The sequence below is a fragment of the Bradyrhizobium dasycarpum genome, assembly GCF_042019905.1.
In the GTDB taxonomy this organism is placed as follows: Bacteria; Pseudomonadota; Alphaproteobacteria; order Rhizobiales; family Xanthobacteraceae; genus Bradyrhizobium; species Bradyrhizobium japonicum_B.
The window spans coordinates 3,446,198-3,462,122 of sequence record NZ_CP169574.1 but is presented as its reverse complement, the minus strand read 5'-3'; the positions used below and the strand labels follow the sequence as shown (position 1 = coordinate 3,462,122).

The 15,925-nt window shown below is 66.6% G+C and carries 17 protein-coding genes and 1 pseudogene; 9 read left to right on the top strand and 9 right to left on the bottom strand.

The window, feature by feature from the left end; translation table 11 throughout:
• On the top strand, nucleotides 1-846 hold the full coding sequence (locus tag ACETMP_RS16685) for an SDR family NAD(P)-dependent oxidoreductase (RefSeq protein ID WP_375161790.1): 846 nt from the start codon (nucleotides 1-3) through the stop codon (nucleotides 844-846).
• Nucleotides 847-891: 45 nt separating this feature from the next.
• Here the strand turns inward: ACETMP_RS16685 and ACETMP_RS16680 are convergent, their stop codons facing one another.
• The 4 genes and pseudogenes from ACETMP_RS16680 to ACETMP_RS16665 form a co-directional block, all read right to left on the bottom strand.
• A complete protein-coding gene (locus tag ACETMP_RS16680; RefSeq protein ID WP_375161789.1) occupies nucleotides 892-1,431 on the bottom strand; it encodes a DoxX family protein in 540 nt (179 codons plus the stop codon).
• On the bottom strand, nucleotides 1,428-2,210 hold the full coding sequence (locus ACETMP_RS16675; RefSeq protein ID WP_375161788.1) for a putative DNA-binding domain-containing protein: 783 nt from the start codon (nucleotides 2,208-2,210) through the stop codon (nucleotides 1,428-1,430). The genes ACETMP_RS16680 and ACETMP_RS16675 overlap by 4 nt, the downstream gene beginning before the upstream one ends.
• Nucleotides 2,200-3,118: pseudogene (locus ACETMP_RS16670) on the bottom strand (DUF692 domain-containing protein). The gene ACETMP_RS16675 and the pseudogene ACETMP_RS16670 overlap by 11 nt, the downstream one beginning before the upstream one ends.
• 43 nt (nucleotides 3,119-3,161) lie before the next feature.
• The gene (locus ACETMP_RS16665) at nucleotides 3,162-3,467 is read right to left on the bottom strand and encodes a DUF2282 domain-containing protein (RefSeq protein WP_028134631.1); all 306 of its coding nucleotides are present in this window, start codon (nucleotides 3,465-3,467) and stop codon (nucleotides 3,162-3,164) included.
• Between the two features lie 312 nt (nucleotides 3,468-3,779).
• On the opposite strand from ACETMP_RS16665, the gene ACETMP_RS16660 reads away from it, so the two are divergent.
• The 6 genes from ACETMP_RS16660 (at nucleotide 3,780) to ACETMP_RS16635 (ending at nucleotide 10,426) form a co-directional block, all read left to right on the top strand.
• Nucleotides 3,780-5,876 (top strand): adenylate/guanylate cyclase domain-containing protein, encoded by a 2,097-nt coding sequence (locus ACETMP_RS16660; protein WP_375161787.1) that lies wholly within the window; start codon nucleotides 3,780-3,782, stop codon nucleotides 5,874-5,876.
• A 230-nt stretch (nucleotides 5,877-6,106) separates the two neighbouring features.
• Entirely contained in the window at nucleotides 6,107-6,676 is a 570-nt protein-coding gene (locus ACETMP_RS16655) for a DUF2087 domain-containing protein (protein ID WP_375161786.1), read from the top strand.
• Nucleotides 6,673-7,605 (top strand): alpha/beta fold hydrolase, encoded by a 933-nt coding sequence (locus ACETMP_RS16650; protein WP_375161785.1) that lies wholly within the window; start codon nucleotides 6,673-6,675, stop codon nucleotides 7,603-7,605. Before ACETMP_RS16655 ends, ACETMP_RS16650 begins: the two co-directional genes overlap by 4 nt.
• Complete coding sequence (locus ACETMP_RS16645; protein ID WP_375161784.1) at nucleotides 7,602-8,186, top strand: HutD family protein; 585 nt, start codon at nucleotides 7,602-7,604, stop codon at nucleotides 8,184-8,186. The genes ACETMP_RS16650 and ACETMP_RS16645 overlap by 4 nt, the downstream gene beginning before the upstream one ends.
• A 116-nt stretch (nucleotides 8,187-8,302) precedes the next feature.
• A complete protein-coding gene (locus ACETMP_RS16640) occupies nucleotides 8,303-9,493 on the top strand; it encodes an adenylate/guanylate cyclase domain-containing protein (RefSeq protein WP_375161783.1) in 1,191 nt (396 codons plus the stop codon).
• 135 nt (nucleotides 9,494-9,628) lie between these two features.
• Nucleotides 9,629-10,426 (top strand): adenylate/guanylate cyclase domain-containing protein, encoded by a 798-nt coding sequence (locus ACETMP_RS16635; RefSeq protein ID WP_375161782.1) that lies wholly within the window; start codon nucleotides 9,629-9,631, stop codon nucleotides 10,424-10,426.
• A gap of 9 nt (nucleotides 10,427-10,435) precedes the next feature.
• Here the strand turns inward: ACETMP_RS16635 and ACETMP_RS16630 are convergent, their stop codons facing one another.
• Nucleotides 10,436-10,654 (bottom strand): zinc-binding dehydrogenase, encoded by a 219-nt coding sequence (locus tag ACETMP_RS16630; protein WP_375161781.1) that lies wholly within the window; start codon nucleotides 10,652-10,654, stop codon nucleotides 10,436-10,438.
• 425 nt (nucleotides 10,655-11,079) lie between these two features.
• Here ACETMP_RS16630 and ACETMP_RS16625 point away from each other — a divergent pair, with 425 nt between their 5' ends.
• Entirely contained in the window at nucleotides 11,080-13,755 is a 2,676-nt protein-coding gene (locus ACETMP_RS16625) for an EAL domain-containing protein (protein ID WP_375161780.1), read from the top strand.
• Nucleotides 13,756-13,774: 19 nt separating this feature from the next.
• On the opposite strand, the gene ACETMP_RS16620 is transcribed toward ACETMP_RS16625, so the two are convergent.
• Nucleotides 13,775-13,957, bottom strand: a complete 183-nt coding sequence (locus ACETMP_RS16620) for a hypothetical protein (RefSeq protein WP_375161779.1) — start codon at nucleotides 13,955-13,957, stop codon at nucleotides 13,775-13,777.
• A gap of 558 nt (nucleotides 13,958-14,515) precedes the next feature.
• On the opposite strand from ACETMP_RS16620, the gene ACETMP_RS16615 reads away from it, so the two are divergent.
• The gene (locus tag ACETMP_RS16615) at nucleotides 14,516-14,728 is read left to right on the top strand and encodes a hypothetical protein (protein WP_375161778.1); all 213 of its coding nucleotides are present in this window, start codon (nucleotides 14,516-14,518) and stop codon (nucleotides 14,726-14,728) included.
• A 57-nt stretch (nucleotides 14,729-14,785) separates the two neighbouring features.
• On the opposite strand, the gene ACETMP_RS16610 is transcribed toward ACETMP_RS16615, so the two are convergent.
• The 3 genes from ACETMP_RS16610 to ACETMP_RS16600 form a co-directional block, all read right to left on the bottom strand.
• Nucleotides 14,786-15,079, bottom strand: coding sequence for a hypothetical protein (locus ACETMP_RS16610; protein ID WP_375161777.1), 294 nt, complete (start codon nucleotides 15,077-15,079; stop codon nucleotides 14,786-14,788).
• Nucleotides 15,080-15,224: 145 nt separating this feature from the next.
• The gene (locus tag ACETMP_RS16605) at nucleotides 15,225-15,416 is read right to left on the bottom strand and encodes a hypothetical protein (RefSeq protein ID WP_375161776.1); all 192 of its coding nucleotides are present in this window, start codon (nucleotides 15,414-15,416) and stop codon (nucleotides 15,225-15,227) included.
• A gap of 127 nt (nucleotides 15,417-15,543) precedes the next feature.
• Complete coding sequence (locus tag ACETMP_RS16600; protein WP_375161775.1) at nucleotides 15,544-15,912, bottom strand: rhodanese-like domain-containing protein; 369 nt, start codon at nucleotides 15,910-15,912, stop codon at nucleotides 15,544-15,546.
• Nucleotides 15,913-15,925: the final 13 nt, after the last annotated feature.

Below are 15,925 nucleotides of genomic sequence, written 5' to 3'. Positions count from 1 at the left end.
ATGGCGGAGACCGAGAGCAAGCCGGAGCGCTTTATCCGACCGCCGAGCGCGGAATCGCTGGGCGAAGCGCCGGGCAGGGGGCGATTGAAAGGCCGCCATATCCTCATCGTCGGCGGCGGCCAGCGTGTGTTCGATGCCGTGACCGATCCGATCGGCAACGGCCGCGCCATGAGCATCCTCTGTGCCCGCGAGGGTGCGAAGGTCGCGGTCGCCGATCTCAACCACGCCTCCGCGCAGCAGACCGTCAAGCGCATCACCGACGAAGGCGGCGAGGCCTTCGCCATTGCCGCCGACGTCACGCGTGAGACCGATGTTATCCGCATGATCGGGCAGGCGCATCGCGCCATGGGCGGCCTCGACGGCATGGTGCTGAACATCGGCACCTTCGGCAAGACCGGCCTCGACAACGTCAGCCCGGAAGAGTGGAACAGGATCTACGACGTCAATGTTCGCGGCCCCATGCTGTGCTGCCGCGCCGCGCTGCCGAAATTCGACGATGGCGGCGCCATCGTCTTCATCTCCTCGATCGCCGCGCTGAAGGCCGGATCGCAAATGGCGGTCTATGATTCGTCGAAAGCCGCGCTCGGCGGCCTGATGCGCAACATCGCCCATCTCGGCGCGCGCCGCGGCATCCGCGCCAATCTGGTCTATCCCGGCCTCGTCGACACCCCGAATGGCCGCGAAGCCGGCGCCGGCCGCCCCAATCGCGGCAAGGGCCACATCCCGTTCGGCCGCCAGGCCACGGCCTGGGAGGTCGCCTACGCCGTGCTGTTCTTCCTGTCCGACGAAAGCGTCTATGTCACCGCGCAAACGCTCGCGGTGGATAGCGGCCTGAGCGGGATGTGAACTCTGTAGCCCGGATGGAGCGAAGCGCAATCCGGGACCGCAGCCTCATCGCACGGGCTGCCCCGGATTGCGCTGCGCTCCATCCGGGCTACGGAGGCGGCAAAGCAAATGATCGAGCGAGATGTTTCCGGGTCCATAGGCCATGAGGGCGAGCGCCATGGCGGCCCAGGTGAGGTGGATCGGCCAGCCGTCGGGCAACGTGAGCTCGACGATGATTGTCATGAACAGCAGTCCAAGCCCTGCGAACCGCGTGCCGAGCCCGAGCACGAGGAGGATCGGAAACATGATCTCGCCGCAGCCCGACAGGAATGCCATCAGGGTCGGTGCCGGAAAGTAGTAAGGCCCACCCGGCAGGTGCAGCATGAACTCAGCGCTGAACAGCGTCACGGCGGTGTCACTGAGCCTGAGGAAGCCGTCCCATTTGAGCATCCCCGAGCGCCAGAACGGCACCGCCAGCGCGAGGCGCAGCACGAGCAGGACGAGCGAGGGGACGGCGATCGCCTGCACCAGCTGATTGGCCTTGTCGACGAGCAGCCAGGGCGACGGCAGGCCGCCGCCGGTCGCCATGCGTTGGTCCGTGATCATGGTGCGTCTCCAGCAGCAAGCGAGGTGAAGGCACCGGCCTCGATCAGGCCGGCGATGTTCGAGGCAAGGTCGAAGTCGGGCGATGCATCCAGGGCGGTCGCGGCAGCTTCGCCGAGCGGTTGGCCGGATGCGAGGCAGGCGGCAAAGACGGCGCCGGCGGGTGGCAGGTGCCGCACCGCGACGTCGAATGCGGCCCGTGTGATCAGCGCGTCCTCCGGCCTGGACGCATCGATGCGCGCGGGGGGAGCGCTGCCACGATTGGCGGCGAAAATCGTCACCGCGGCGTATGGCGAACGAACGATCCGCATCGCCGGGTGCGGGATGAAGACGGCGTCCGCCAGACGTTCGGGGTCGATCGCGGACAGCCGGGCCGGGGACAGCGGCGCGGCGTCACCGGCATGATAGGCATCGAGCCAGGCTCGTTCGATGCGGGCGACATCGGCGAGCCAGGGCATATCCTGCGCATGCTCATAGGCTTCGATGAACCCGGGAAACTCGCGGCCATACTCGAACAGCAGCGGCGAGGCGGGCGGATGGCTGCGGACATGGAAGCGTGCCATGGCGCGGAAGAAGCCGGTCCCGGTGATGCGCTGCACCGCCGGATAGACCGCGGCCAGCGCCTCGATCAGGCTGACGGTGACGTTGTTGCGGTAGACGTCGTAGCGCCGGCCGGCGGCCTTACCGTTCGGGCCGGTCACGATTTCAGGCGTGCTGCGTGCGGGATCCAGCAGCGCCGGCGCGAATGCAGCGGCAAAGGACAAGCCGGCTTCAGGCCGCATGACGCTCTCCTGCCATCGCGGCGGACTGATGACGGTCGAGGATCGCCTGGGCGGCAGCGGCTTCCGCCTGCAGCACCGGCCAGTCCGGAATCTTGCTGTCCCATTCGATCAGCGTCGGCACCGCGCCGCGGCGCTGGATCACGATCTCGTAGAGCTTCCAGACGGCATCCGCGACCGGGCCGTCGTGGCTGTCGATCAACAGCAGATCGCCTTCGTCGTCGGCCTGCTCGGCATGGCCCGCAAGATGAATTTCCTGGACGTGGGACAGCGGGAAATCCGCGAGGTAGTCGAGCGCCGAATAGCCGTGATTGGTGGCGGAGACGAACACGTTGTTGACGTCGAGCAGCAGCCCGCAGCCGGTGCGCTCTGCAATTGCGCGAATGAACTCGGTCTCGCGCATCGAGGATTCGCGGAAGGCGACGTAGGTCGACGGGTTTTCCAGCAGCAACGGACGGCGGATCGCCTCCTGCACCTGGTCGATGTGGTCGCAGACGCAAGTCAGCGTCGCTTCGGTATAGGGAAGCGGCAACAGATCGTTGAAGAAGCTGGTGTCGTGGGTCGACCAGGCCAGATGCTCGGACACCAGCGCCGGCTGATAGCGCACCACCAGGCTGCGGAAGCGCGCCAGATGCGCCTTGTCGAGCGGCCGCGGCCCGCCGATCGACATGCAGACGCCATGCAGGGACAGCGGATGGTCGCGGCGGATCGCCTCCAGCGCGCGATGTGGTGGGCCGCCATCGCCCATGTAGTTCTCGGCGTGGACTTCGAAGAAGCCACGCCGAGGTCCTGGCCTCGAGGATATCAGGCAGATGCTCCGGCTTGAAGCTCGTCCCGGCAACGCCGCCGATGGGAATCGCGAAGCGAAGCGGCATGGCTGCCGGTCGGGTCGGCCTGATCGACGTGCTCATCGTGCTGCTCCGTTCGTGCTTGCTGGCGACGTCGTGAAGGCCGCTAGACCGGCTTGAGCGAGCCCTTCTTGCCGCCCGGCAGCTCGATGCTGGTGCAGGTGCCGCCCTGCACGAATTTCCAGGCGTTGCCCTGGTAGTCGACGGTCGAGGTGCCCTGGCAGGTCGTGCCCGGTCCCGCCGCGCAATCGTTCTGGCCCTTCAGCGCAACGCCGAAACACTTCTCTTTCTTGGCGGCGACGGCAGCGTCGGCCTCGGACTTGGTCAGCGGGCCGGCGGCGGCGAGGGTCGCGAGCGCGGTCGACATGGCGCCGGCGAGGACGAGCGAGGTGACGGCATGCTTGGCAGACATCGAGATTCTCCTGTTCGAGATGGCATCGCCTTGCAGGCGATGTGCGCGTGGTCCCCTTCGCTGCGCGCGCAGCCGGCGTTACTTGCAGGCTGCTCACAAAGCCGTGAGACCGATTGGATCGGGCGCACCGCCGGTGCGCTTGGCCGGTATTAGCGGGCAAGCCTCTGCTCAAAGCCAATGCCTTAGCTCTATCGAGACGGTAGCCGCCGCGCATTGGCGGCCGGAGCCCGTTCCTGCAAGACGTAACGGAGGAACGCCGGCGGCGTAGAACAAGGTCAGCGGCTCGGCGTGAACCGGCAGGCGAAGAGGGCGATGAAGGTTGATCCCGAACGACGGCTTCGTGCGATCGCAGGGCTGACGGTCAGCATCCGCCTCGCGGTGTCGGCGCTGGTGCTGGCTGCGATCCTGCTGACGGCCGCGCTCTCCAGCCTGCTCTGGTGGCGCACGGCGGAGGCGACCAGCCGACAACTCGCCTCGACCATCAACGAGCAGATCGTGGCCGCGGTGCGCAAGGAGGTCTCGGCCATCGTCGACGAGGCGCGCGCCGCGCACACCGCGATCCGCACCCTGTTCCTGCAGAACGTGCTCGACACCCGCGAGGCCGACAAGCGCGAGTTCGTGTTCCTCTCGCAATTGCAGTCGCAGGCGACGATTTCCTGGGTCGCGTTCGGCTGGCCCGACGGCTCCTTCTTCGCCGCGCACAAGCTCGGCGATCGCCGCCTGGAGATGATGGAGATCTCGCTGACCGACCATGCCGGCCAGCGCCGCGTCGATGAATATGACGTGGTGCCAGGCGACATCGAGTTCGCCAACCGCCGTTTCGAGCCGACCTCGTTCCGCGTCGCCGATCAGGCCTGGTTCAAGGCCGGGCTCGACGCGGACGAACCGCATTGGTTCAGGGTGACGGAGCACGCGATCGGCGAGCGGCCGTCGATCGCGTTCGCGGGGCCGATCGACGTCTATCAGGAGCGGCAAGGCGTTCTGGCCGTCATCATCGAATATACGAGGCTCGCGCGCTTCCTGTCGCAGCTCGAGGTCGGGCGCACGGGGACTGCGTTCATCGTCGATGGCAGCGGCGAGCTCGTCGCCGCCCCGGACAGGGACGCCGACGAGCTCCATCCGGCGCGCGGCGACACGGCGCTGCTGCCGCTGGCGCGCGCAGCGCTCGACAAGGCAGGGGAGGCCGGCCGCAAGGAGGCGTGGCGGAGCCGGCTCATTTCAGGCGGCGCGGCCTACGAGGTCGCGCTGACGCCGCTGCCGTTTCCTGGCTGGTCGCTCGCCACCGTGATTCCGGAGGCGGAGTTTCTCGGGCCCGTCGAGACGACGCTGCGCCGCCTGATCCTCGGCCTTGCCATCGGCGCCGTGCTCGCGGCGCTGGCCTCGGCGATGCTGGCGCGGTCCGTCATCGCCGCGCCGCTGTCGCGCGTCGTTGGCGAGCTTCGCCATGTCGAAGCCTTCGCGCTGGAGCAAGTGCGCCGCCATCCCTCGCGGCTCAAGGAGATCGCGAGCCTGTCCGGCGCAATCGCGGAAATGGCGTCCGGCCTGTCCGCCTTCCGCAAATTCATTCCGGCTGATCTCGTCCGCGGCCTGCTGCGCCAGGGTGTCGAGGCGAGGCCCGGCGGCACTGTCCAGGAGCTCAGCGTGATGTTCATCGACATTGCCGGCTTCACCGGGCTGTCGGAGCGGCTCGGCGATCGCGTGGTGCCGCTGCTGTCGCGCTATCTCGACGTCACCTCGGAGATCATCGTCGCCAATGGCGGCACCATCGACAAGTTCATCGGCGACGCCGTGATGGCATTCTGGGGCGCGCCGCAGCCGCAGGACGATCACGCCGCGCGATGCTGCCGCGCGGCGCTCGCCTGCGGCAAGGCCGTGGCAGAGTCCGGTCTGGTCGACGATCTCGGCCAGCCGCTCCAGATCCGGATCGGCATCAATTCGGGCCGCATACTGGTCGGCAATATCGGCTCGGAGCTGCGGCTGAACTACACCGTGATCGGCGATGCCGTGAATGTCGCGAGCCGGCTCGAAGGCGCCAACAAAGCCTACGGCACGCACATCCTGATCGGCGAGACGACCGAACGCCTGGCGCGCGGCGCCGTCATCACGCGTGAGGTCGACAGCATTGCGGTCTATGGCCGGGAGGAGGGATTGTTGGTCCACGAACTGATCGGGATGGTGGATGGAGAGATCATCGACGCCGAGGCGATCGGCTGGATCGCGGATTACGAGCGCGGCCTTGCCGCCTATCGCGCGCGGCGGTTCGCCGCTGCGCTGGCCGATTTCGAGGCCGTGTTGAAACAGCGCCGCCACGATCGTCCCGCCGAGCTGATGCGCGACCGCTGCCGTCAGCTCGCATCGGCCGCGCCCGACGCCGCTTGGCGGGCCGTGGCAGCCTTGGCGACGAAATAGCGGCGTCCGAGTCCGAGAATCGTGCCATCCGCGCATTTCACATCAGGCTCTTGAGCCCGCCGGACGTCTATAGTAAGGATTGCGTGGGTCTGCAGTTCACCCAGGCGTCACCGTCCCGCGAGGGAAGCTAAACCTGCAAGGCTCAATCGAACCGACACCAAACCTCGTGCCGCGTCGTAAGCCGGTGACCTCCGACAATCCTATCCGGATCGGCACTTTGAGGATTGGTCATGGCCAGAACTCCCATTGCCTTTGTTGCGGGCGACATCTCCGCGCTCGCGAAATCCGTGCGCGCCCAGCTTTTGCAGCGGACGTCGCCACCCGGACACGTCGAGCTGCTCAACATTCTTGCGCGCGCGACGGGACATAAGAACTACCAGCACTTCCGGGCAAACGTGGTCGGCAAGCCCGTGGACGACCGCGGCGGTCCCGCGGTCCAGCACGATGCCGTCGATCAGAAGCGTGTGCAACGCGCGGCGCGCCATTTCGACGATCACGGCAGGCTGCTACGTTGGCCGGCCCGCCACAATCTGCAGCAGCTGAGCCTCTGGGTGCTGTGGGCCGGCTTCCCGCCGCGGTGCAGCCTGGCCGAGGCGGAAGTGAAGATGCTGTTGAGTAGACAGCACGCTTTCGCCGACGATGCCTTGCTCCGCCGCGCGCTGTGCGATCACGGCCTGGTTTCCCGCACGGCCGATGGGCGAGCCTATCGCAGGATCGAGCGTCGGCCGCCGATGGAGGCGGCTGCGCTTCTGCGTCACCTCAAGACCGGCGCATCCAGACAATCGGAAGCCGTGCCATGATCGCAAGTCCGGACGTATTGCCTCTCGCGGGGCCTGCTCCGATTTGGGTGCAGACTTCCCGCGGGACTGTCCAATGCGCAAATGCAGGCGAGGGGCCGGCTATCCTGGCCATCCATGGCGGCATGGGTGGCCACGACCAGTCGTGGCTGCTGGCGCGCGCCCTCGCCACGACGCTCAGAGACAAGCAGGTGGTCGCCGTGTCCCGCCCGGGCTATCTCGGCTCGCGCCTCGCGCTCGGCGCATCACCCGACGAACAGGCTGATGTCTATGGAGCGCTGCTCGACGCGCTCGGGATTGCCAGCGCGGCGGTCGTCGCGGTCTCCGCCGGCGGTCCCTCGGCGCTGCAATTCGCAGCTCGTCACCCTTCGCGCTGCCGCTCGCTCGTGCTGGTATCGGCCTGCACCGGACAATTGCGAACGCCGCCGGAGATAGCAGCGCGCCTGCGCCTGATGCGACATCTCGCGCGCCTTCCCGGCCTGCCGCGCCTGCTGAAACGGCGGGCTGAACGGAATCCGCAGGCCGGTGCGCGCCGCGCCATTCCCGATGACGCCATGCGCGAACGCACTCTGCGCCATCCGCAGGCCGGTCCGCTCCTGCGCGCCTTGCAGTCGAGTGTGTTCGAGCATCTGTCCGCCCGGCTGCCGGGGACCGTCAACGACATCGCGCAGTTTGCCGCGCAGGATCAGCTGCCGGCGGGATCGATCTCGGCGCCAACTCTGGTCGTGCACGGCCGCGCCGATAATGTCGTGCCGTTCGCGCATGCCGAGAACGTCTGCCGGGCCGTTCCTCGGGCGAAGCTGCTGGCGCTCCCCGACGGCGGCCACGTTTCGCTCTTCACGCATCTGGACGTCGTGCGCAAGGCGGTCGAGCCGCTGCTCGAGGCACGCGAACACGCTCCGTCCCCTCATCACCTCGAGGCTCTCCCATGAAGACCACGCTGCTTACACCCGAAGACTACACCCGCTCGCCGTGGAAGAACGGCGGCGGCATCTTCACCGACATTGCGGGCGCCTGGCGCACCGAGGCGGCGACGAAGGATTGGAGCAGCCTGCTGTGGCGCTTTGCGAGCACGCCGATCGTGGCGCCCGGTCCGTTCTCGCATATGCCCGGCATCGACCGGCTGCAGATGGTCGTCAATGGGCGCGGGCTGGTGCTGAAGTCGCCGACGCAGGAGTTCGACGAGCGTGAACCTTTTACGACGGTGCGCTTCACCGGCGAGATGGAGATCGTGACCGTACTCGACGAAGGTCCGGTCGAGGTCGTGAACCTGATGGCCCGGCGCGGCGCGGCGGAGATCGAGCTCGTGGCGCTCATGGAGCCGGGCACGCGGCAGCTTGCCGCCGGCACGCATCTGGTCTACGCCGCGCGCGGCGATTGCCGCGTTCGCCTCGATGGTGAGGACTTCGCCATCCCCGGCACCGGCACGCTCAGGGTTGATTTGACCGAGGCATCGACGCTCGCGCTCGTGGCCGGCCTGGCGGTGCTGGGTTCGGTCCGGCTTCTCGGCTAGGCGGCATCGGCCCCGAAGGCCCGCTGCGCACAATCCATGCAACTGGCCAGGTTGACGCGGCGAAGCCGGGGCACGATATCTGCCCCGATGCAGGCCACAGCTGTAAGGGGCAGGACATGAACGCACCGACCAACAATGCCCCGACGCAAGCCGACGGTGTCATCGACTGGCTGACCAGCGGCACGCGCGACGAGCGCTTCATCGACGATATTTTCGCGCAGATGTGCATCCGGCTGCAGCAGGCCGGCATTCCGCTCAAGCGGGCGACGCTTCACGTCCAGATCAATCATCCGCAATGGCTGGGCGCCCGCATGATTTGGGCCGACGGGATGAAAGGGGCCGAGATCGCGCGGGTCGATTACGACGTTCGCGAGCGGTCCGAATATATCGGAAGTCCTGCCAACGAGATCCATGAGGGAGCGGACGAGCTGCGCGAGAATCTCGAGCGCGATCCCTCGCTCGGCCGCAAGCACGCTCTCTATGACGAGATGCGGGCCAGCGGCTTGACCGACTACGTCGCCTGGCCGCTGTACCACACGCTGGGCAAGCGGCACATCGTCACCTTCGCGACCGGCCGGCGAGGCGGTTTTGATCCCGCGCATATCGTCGCCCTCAAAAAGCTTCTGCCGGTGCTGGCGCTGGTCAGCGAGATCCGCATCAAGAACCGCCTGGCGCGCACCCTGCTGGAGACCTATGTCGGCGCCCATGCCGGCGAGCTCATCCTGGCCGGCGCCACAAGGCGCGGCACCGGCACGACGGTGCGCGCCGCGATCATGATCTGCGACCTCAGGGATTTCACCAAGATTTCCGACAATTGGCCGCGCGACGACGTCATCGACCTGCTCAACGATTATTTCGACGCGATGTCGGAGCCGATCGCGCGGCACGGCGGCGAGATCCTGAAATTCATCGGCGACGGCCTGCTCGCCATCTTTCCGCTTCAGGATCCCAACGCCTGCGCAAACCTGCTCCATGCCGTCACTGAGGCCCGTCAGGCCATGGTCGCCCTGAACGAGCGGAACAACGCGACCGGCCGCGCGCCGCTGAACTACGGCATCGGCGTTCACGTCGGCGACGTCATGTACGGCAATATCGGATCGGCCAGCCGGCTCGACTTCACCGTGATCGGCCCCGCCGTCAACATGGCCTCGCGCCTCGAAGCGCTGACCAAGCAATTGGGACGGAAGGTGCTCCTGTCGCGCGATTTTGCAGAGCTGGTGCAGCCGAAATTCGAGCTGGAGCACGTCGGCAAGCACGAGGTGCGCGGCTTCAGCGATCCGATCGAGCTGTTTGCGTATCACGGCTGAGGCGGCCATGGCCGGGCGATGGACGCCCCGGGCCGGAGGCGGGATTCCGGGCCAAGGCTCATCTGTTGCAAACGCGGAAGTGTGCAACTACGCTTCACCGCGACCAGCCCATGGTCCCCGCGATCAGCTGCGCACATGCCCAAATTTCTTCGCATCGGAGTCCATCAGTCGAACGTATCGGGGTACACGTCGAAGGCGTGGTGCGTCCGGCGGGTTGGCGCGTCGGTGTTCCTGAAGTGGGGCGCCGTGGAGGTTCATGGTGCGGGCGATGGGCGAAGGGTCTATTGGGCGCGGGTGCCGCAGGAGAAGACCGTTCGCTGCGGCACGGCGCAGCGCGCCCAGGACTACGCAAAGGCCGCGATCGCCCGGCGCCGCAATCATCGCTATGAGCCGCTGACTGGGCCGATTGCGCCCCGGCGCCGATCGGCCGAGCGCAGTGCCGAGCTCAAGCAGGCGCGGGCCACGATCCTGATCGTCGACATCGTCGGCTCGACCGCAAAAGCCGCGAAGCTCGGCGATGCGCGCTGGACCAAGATCATGGGCCATTATTACGCCGCAGTCCGCAAGGAGCTGAAGACGTGCGGCGGCAAGGAAGTCGTGACGACGGGCGACGGCGTGCTGGCCACATTCAGGAAGCCGGACGCCGGCATCGCGTGCGCGAGCGCTATCCAGAGAGCCATGCGCACGCTGGGCCTCGAGATCCGGATCGGCTTGCACGCCGGCGAATACACCATCAGCGGCGGCGAGATGGTCGGCCTCGCCTTTCACATCTGCACCCGCGTCGCGGCGAAGGCGCGCCCCGGCGAGGTGCTGGTGTCGAGCGCGGTCAGGGAATTGATGAAGACGCAGCCTGCGATCAGCCTGAGGGATCACGGCGTGCACCGGCTCAAGGGCGTGCCGGAGCGATGGAGGCTGTGGCGGGTCGCGGGGTGAGGGTCGCGGTCACCTCATCTGCACCACGACCTTTCCCTTGGCTCGTCCCTTTTCGAGATAGGCAAGCGCCTGTCTTGCCTGGTCGAACGGAAAGACCTTGTCGATCACCGGCCGGATGCGCTCGGCCGCGAGACGCGCGCCGATCTCGGCGAGTTGCCCGCCGTCGGGATGCACGAACAGGAACGAATATGCAGCGCCAGCCTTTGGCCTTGCGAATGATCTTGCCACTCAGCAAGCCGAACAGCAGCACCATGAAGACATTCATCCGCCGTCCGCGCGCGAACGCGGCGTCCGGCGGGCCGACCGGCAGCGCGACGACCGTGCGATCGTCGCGACCGCCGCCCTGGTCGGCGCTCTCGTGCTCGCCCGCGCGGTGAACGTCCCAAGCTGTCGAACGACTTTCTTCGCGCGACGAAGAACGCAATATTGAAGTGAGATACGCCTTCGATCCAAGGAGACGCCGCTTCGATTAATGGCTGCACCTTGATCGGCGAGAGCCAGAGCAATCATCAGAGGGCTGTTCCCGGCTGGGAACTGCAACGGTTCCTTTCTCCGGCGATTTGCGGCAGTTGCGTTAAGGTCAAAGACACCACACGCCTTTACGGGTCCTTCGCCCCTCTGTCCTAGCGTTTGACGTGGCTGGGACAATCTCAATGGGTTTCTTCGCGCGGCTCCGTGACGCTTTCGCGATTGGTGACACGACCGATCCGCTCGGTCGTTCGCTGCTCGTCGAGCAGTTCCGCGTGCTCCGCAAGCAGGTGCCGGTTCTCTACGCCGCGCTTCTGGTCAACAGCATCAGCGTAGGGCTGCTCCTGCCGGACACGGTCTCGACATGGCTGCGATTTGCATTGCCAGCCGCGCTCCTGGCGGCCTGTCTGTTTCGGCTGACGCAGTGGCTGCGGCTGAAGAAGGAGGATTTCAGCGCCGAGGAGGCTTACCGGGAGCTCGTAAGGGTCCGTCTCGCCACGGTCGTGATCAGCTCCAGCTTCGTGATCTGGATCCTGGCGCTGTTCATGGTGGTCGATCCCGGCCTGCGCGTGTCGGTCTCCCTGCTGCTCTTCATGGGCTGCGTCGGGACTGCCTACTGCCTCGGCAGCTTCCCGCCGTCGTCCCGGCTGACGATGCTGATAGCCGGCGCACCGATCGCGACACTCCTGCTGCTGTCCGGCGATAGGATGCTGATCTCGGTCGGGATCAATCTGCTGGCGCTGCTCGTCCTGCTCGCCCGGATGATCAACACCAATTTCCGCTCCTTCGTGGAGCTGGTCGAGACCCATGCACGGCTGTCCGAGAAAGGCGATCGCGCCCGGGCGGCTGAGCAGACCGCGACCGCGTTTGCGGAGCGCTTCGACCGGGCGCTCAACAACATGTCCCAGGGGCTCTGCTTCTTCGATGCCGATCAGCGCCTGATCGTCTGCAACCGGCAGTACGTCGAGGTCTACGATCTCGACCCGAAACTGGTCCGGCCGGGCATGAAGCTGAATGAGATCGTCGATCTGCGCTATTCGGCCGGTAGCGCCCCGAAGATGCCCAAGCAGGATTATCTGGTCTGGCGCAATAGCACTCCGGTGATCGCCGAGAACTCCGATACGACCGTGGAGCTGACCAACGGCAGGATCGTGCGGATCCGGCATCGCCCGATGGGGAAGGGCTGGGTCGCAACCCACGAGGATATCACGGAGCGCCATCGCACCGAGAGGGCGCTGGCAGAAGCGGAAGCCTCCTTCCGCCTGCTGTTCGAAGAGAATCCGCTTCCGATGTGGGTGGTCGATGCGAAGACGCACCGGTTCATCGCCGTAAATGGTGCGATGTGCAGGCACTACGGCTATTCCCGCCAGGATCTCCTCGCCATGTCCGAGCATCAGCTCGCCCATGCGGAGCAGCAGGCGACAGCCGAACGCGACTGCGAGTTGCACAGGACGGCCGACGGCGAGGTGATCGAGGTCGTGATCGAATCCCGGCCGCTGGTCTATGACGGGCGACCCGCCCATGTCTGCGTCGGCTTCGACGTGACGGAACGGAACAGGGCACAGCAAAGGGTGAGCTATCTCGCCGGTCACGACGCGCTCACGGAGCTGCCCAACAGGGCCGCCTTGGGCCAGCATCTCTCCGCCGCGATCGAGCGCGCTGAGATCACCGATAGCGCCTTCGCAGTGCTCTGCATCGATCTCGACCACTTCAAGGCGATCAACGACCGCTTCGGTCACGCCGTCGGCGACGCCGTGCTGCGCGAGGCCGCACGACGTCTGCAGGAGGTTTCGCAAAGGTCCTACGTGGCGCGCGTCGGAGGCGACGAATTCATCGGCATCATCGATGAAGCACCGCTGCCGGCAACGGCGGAGCTGCTCGCCACCAGGATGCGGGCGCAGTTCGAGCAGCCGATCGAGGTTGACGGCCATGCCCTGAAGATCGATCTCTGCGTCGGGGTCGCGCTGTATCCGAGAGATGCCGGCGATTCCGTTGCGCTGCTGGCCAACGCGGATGCCGCGCTCTATCGCGCCAAGCACGAGGGCCGGGGAGCCGTCCGCCTGTTCACCAGCGCGATGGACCAGCAGTTGCGGGACCGCCGTGAGCTCGAGCACGACTTGCAGGTCGCCGTGGAGCGGGGCGAGCTCTATCTGGAGTACCAGCCGCAGCAGCATCGCGATGGCACGCTGATGGGCTACGAGGCGCTCGTGCGCTGGCGGCATCCGGTGCGCGGAATTATCCTGCCGGGCGAGTTCATTCCGATCGCGGAGCGAAGCGGCTCGATCGCGCAGATCGACGATTGGGTCCTGATGGAGGCGTGCAGGGAAGCGGCGTCGTGGGATCAGCCGCTGCGGGTGGCCGTCAATGTCTCGGCGGCGCAGTTCCGCCGGGAAAACCTCGACCGGCAGGTCCGCCGGTCGCTGCGCGACAGCGGGCTTCCGGCCGCGCGCCTCGAGCTCGAAATCACCGAAGGCGTCCTGATCGAGGACATGCCGCGCGCCAAGAGGACGATGCAGTCGCTCAAGGCGCTCGGCATCCTGATCGCCCTCGACGATTTCGGAACGGGATATTCGTCGCTGTCATATCTCGAAGCGTTTCCGTTGGACCGCATCAAGATCGACCGCTCCTTCGTCGCCTCGCTCGGCCAGAGCGATCGCTCGCTCGCCATCGTCCGGGCCGTGATCGGCCTCGCCCATGGGCTTGGGGTGCCGGTCCTCGCCGAAGGCATCGAGACGGAGGAACAGATGTCGCTGCTGATGCAGGAAGGCTGCGACGAGATGCAGGGATATTTGATCGGGCGGCCGCGGAGCCTTGTGTCCACCCGGCCGAGCAAGAAGGCCTCCAGGCGCGCGGCTTTCTGACCGGCGGAGGCAGCGCGCCCTAGCCGGCCGGGCCGGCCCGATCGCATTTCGGGCATCGCCCGTCCGCGGCGACCGCGAGTTGCTGGCCGATTTCTTCCCTGAGGGCGTCCGCCTCGAAGGGCGTCCCGTCGCTCTTCAGGATTCGTTTGGCACGTTCGTAGGCATGGCTCTCGGCGGCGTCGTCGCCGACGCGGATGATCACCTCGCCGTGGAACGGGCAGATCGTGGTCGCGCGCGTTGTCCTCGAGCGCGTAGCGCACGGCCGTAGAGAGATCGTCGAGCTTCGCGGACATCATGGCTGCTTCCCCTGAGCGAGGCGGTCCCGATGGAATGTCTGTTGCCGGCGGCGGAGCTGGTGGCGGGCCGGCCGGGCGAAATCAATCAGCCCCGGTTTCCGAGGAGCATTTCCAACGGGCAACCGAGGCCGATTGCATGATCTGTCCAGGGCTGGGCCATTGAACGGCTGGGCCATCCAACCCGCGGTACCGACCTTCGTTCCATCGAACCTGCCGGCGAAGCCTCCCCTTGCGGAGCCGGCTCCCTGATCGCGGACGCTTGCACCCTGTCTTGCGAAGCGGTGCCCGGAGTGCCTAGGAGTCCGGGCTCCGCTTCGTACGGCACCGGAGCGACAGCGCGCCCGATACCATGCAAAGAATAGGAGTTGGCGGGCCCTGCGCATTGACCCATCGCAAACCTGGGAAAGGCCCGTAGGGAATCGTCCGCAATTTCGCCGGCGCGGATTCGGGCGCATGAAGGAAACATGCAGCGCCAGATTCTCTTCAGATGCCCGCGCACCGGCATGAACGTCCAGCAACGGATCGACGACGAGCGGCCCGAGGGGCGCGCGCCGGCGGACAGCTATGTCCCGGTGAGGTGCCCGGCCTGCATGTCGCTGCACTTCGTCAACAGCATCACTGGCAGGCTGCTGAACGAGCCGAACGGACAGTCCGGCTCCACGCCGCGTTCCGCCTGATCCGCTCCGGCCGATTGCGCCGCCGCGAGGATGGAGCGGCTCGTGGTTCGCCGCTGACTATTTGCTCTTCACGCCCGTCGAGCCGGAGCCTGGCACGGCCTGCTGGCCGCCTTGCGTCCGCCGCGGGTCGTTCGCGCTCGGCTGCTCGGTGGTGGATCTTGCCGGTGCGCTCGCGCCGCCGCTGTTGTTGTCCGACGACGTGTTCAGGCTCGACGCACCTGCTCCGGTCGTGCCGCCGGTGCCTGTCGAATTGATGCCCGATCCGGTTCTGGACGCGCCCGCGCCGCCTTGCGCGAATGCCGAAGCCTGCGCGAGAACCGCAATGAGGGCTGCGACAACAAATATCTTCATGTTCGCTCCTGTGCCTCGGGTCAGGCGGCCTCGGCGCTGGCCAGGGGGCTGGGGACTTCGAGCCGAGGCCGCCATTTGCCGGAATCGAACAATCCCAGCGCGGGCCAATGTCTGGGGACGCAGCTCCGTTCCTATGCCTCGCGCTTCAGGCCGACCAGCGGTCCTGCTCTTCCCGGTGCGCGTGCTCGTTGAGCCGTTCGGCCAATTCATCGGCAATCTGCTCCGACTCGGCCGAGGCCACCGGCTCGCCCTTGTGGGTCCTGAGCTTGTCCTTGTCGGCTTCGAGCGGGAAGTCGTCGGGGGTCAGTTCGGCATCCCTTGCGGTAGGCTTGGTCATGGCGCGCCTCGCTGTGTGCTCCGGAACAACGCCAACGAGGGCTGATTGTTGCAGCCGGGATAAAGCGCGCCGATCGACGGGCCGAAACGGGCCGCCCCAACGATCGGGGATCGTGCCTCTTGTCTGGCTATTTCTCGACGGCCCCGGTCCAGTCCTTGAAGCCGCCGACGTTATAGACCTTCTCGTAGCCCATATCCTTCAGCACCTTGCCGGCCAGCGCCGACCGGCCGCCGGAGGCGCAGTACAGGATCACGGTCTTGCTCTTGTCGAACGCCTTGTCGTGATAGGGCGATTCCGGGTCCGCCCGAAACTCCAGCATCCCCCGCGAGACATGCACCGCGCCCTCGATCTTGCCGCTGGCGGCGACCTCCGGCGCATCCCGCACGTCGAGGACGAGGGTGTTGCCGGCCTTGATCATCTCGGCGGCCTGGTCGGACGTGATCTTGGGCACCGCCGCGTTGGCGGCTTCGAGCATTTGCTTGACGCTGGTGGGCATGGGGGACTCCGGT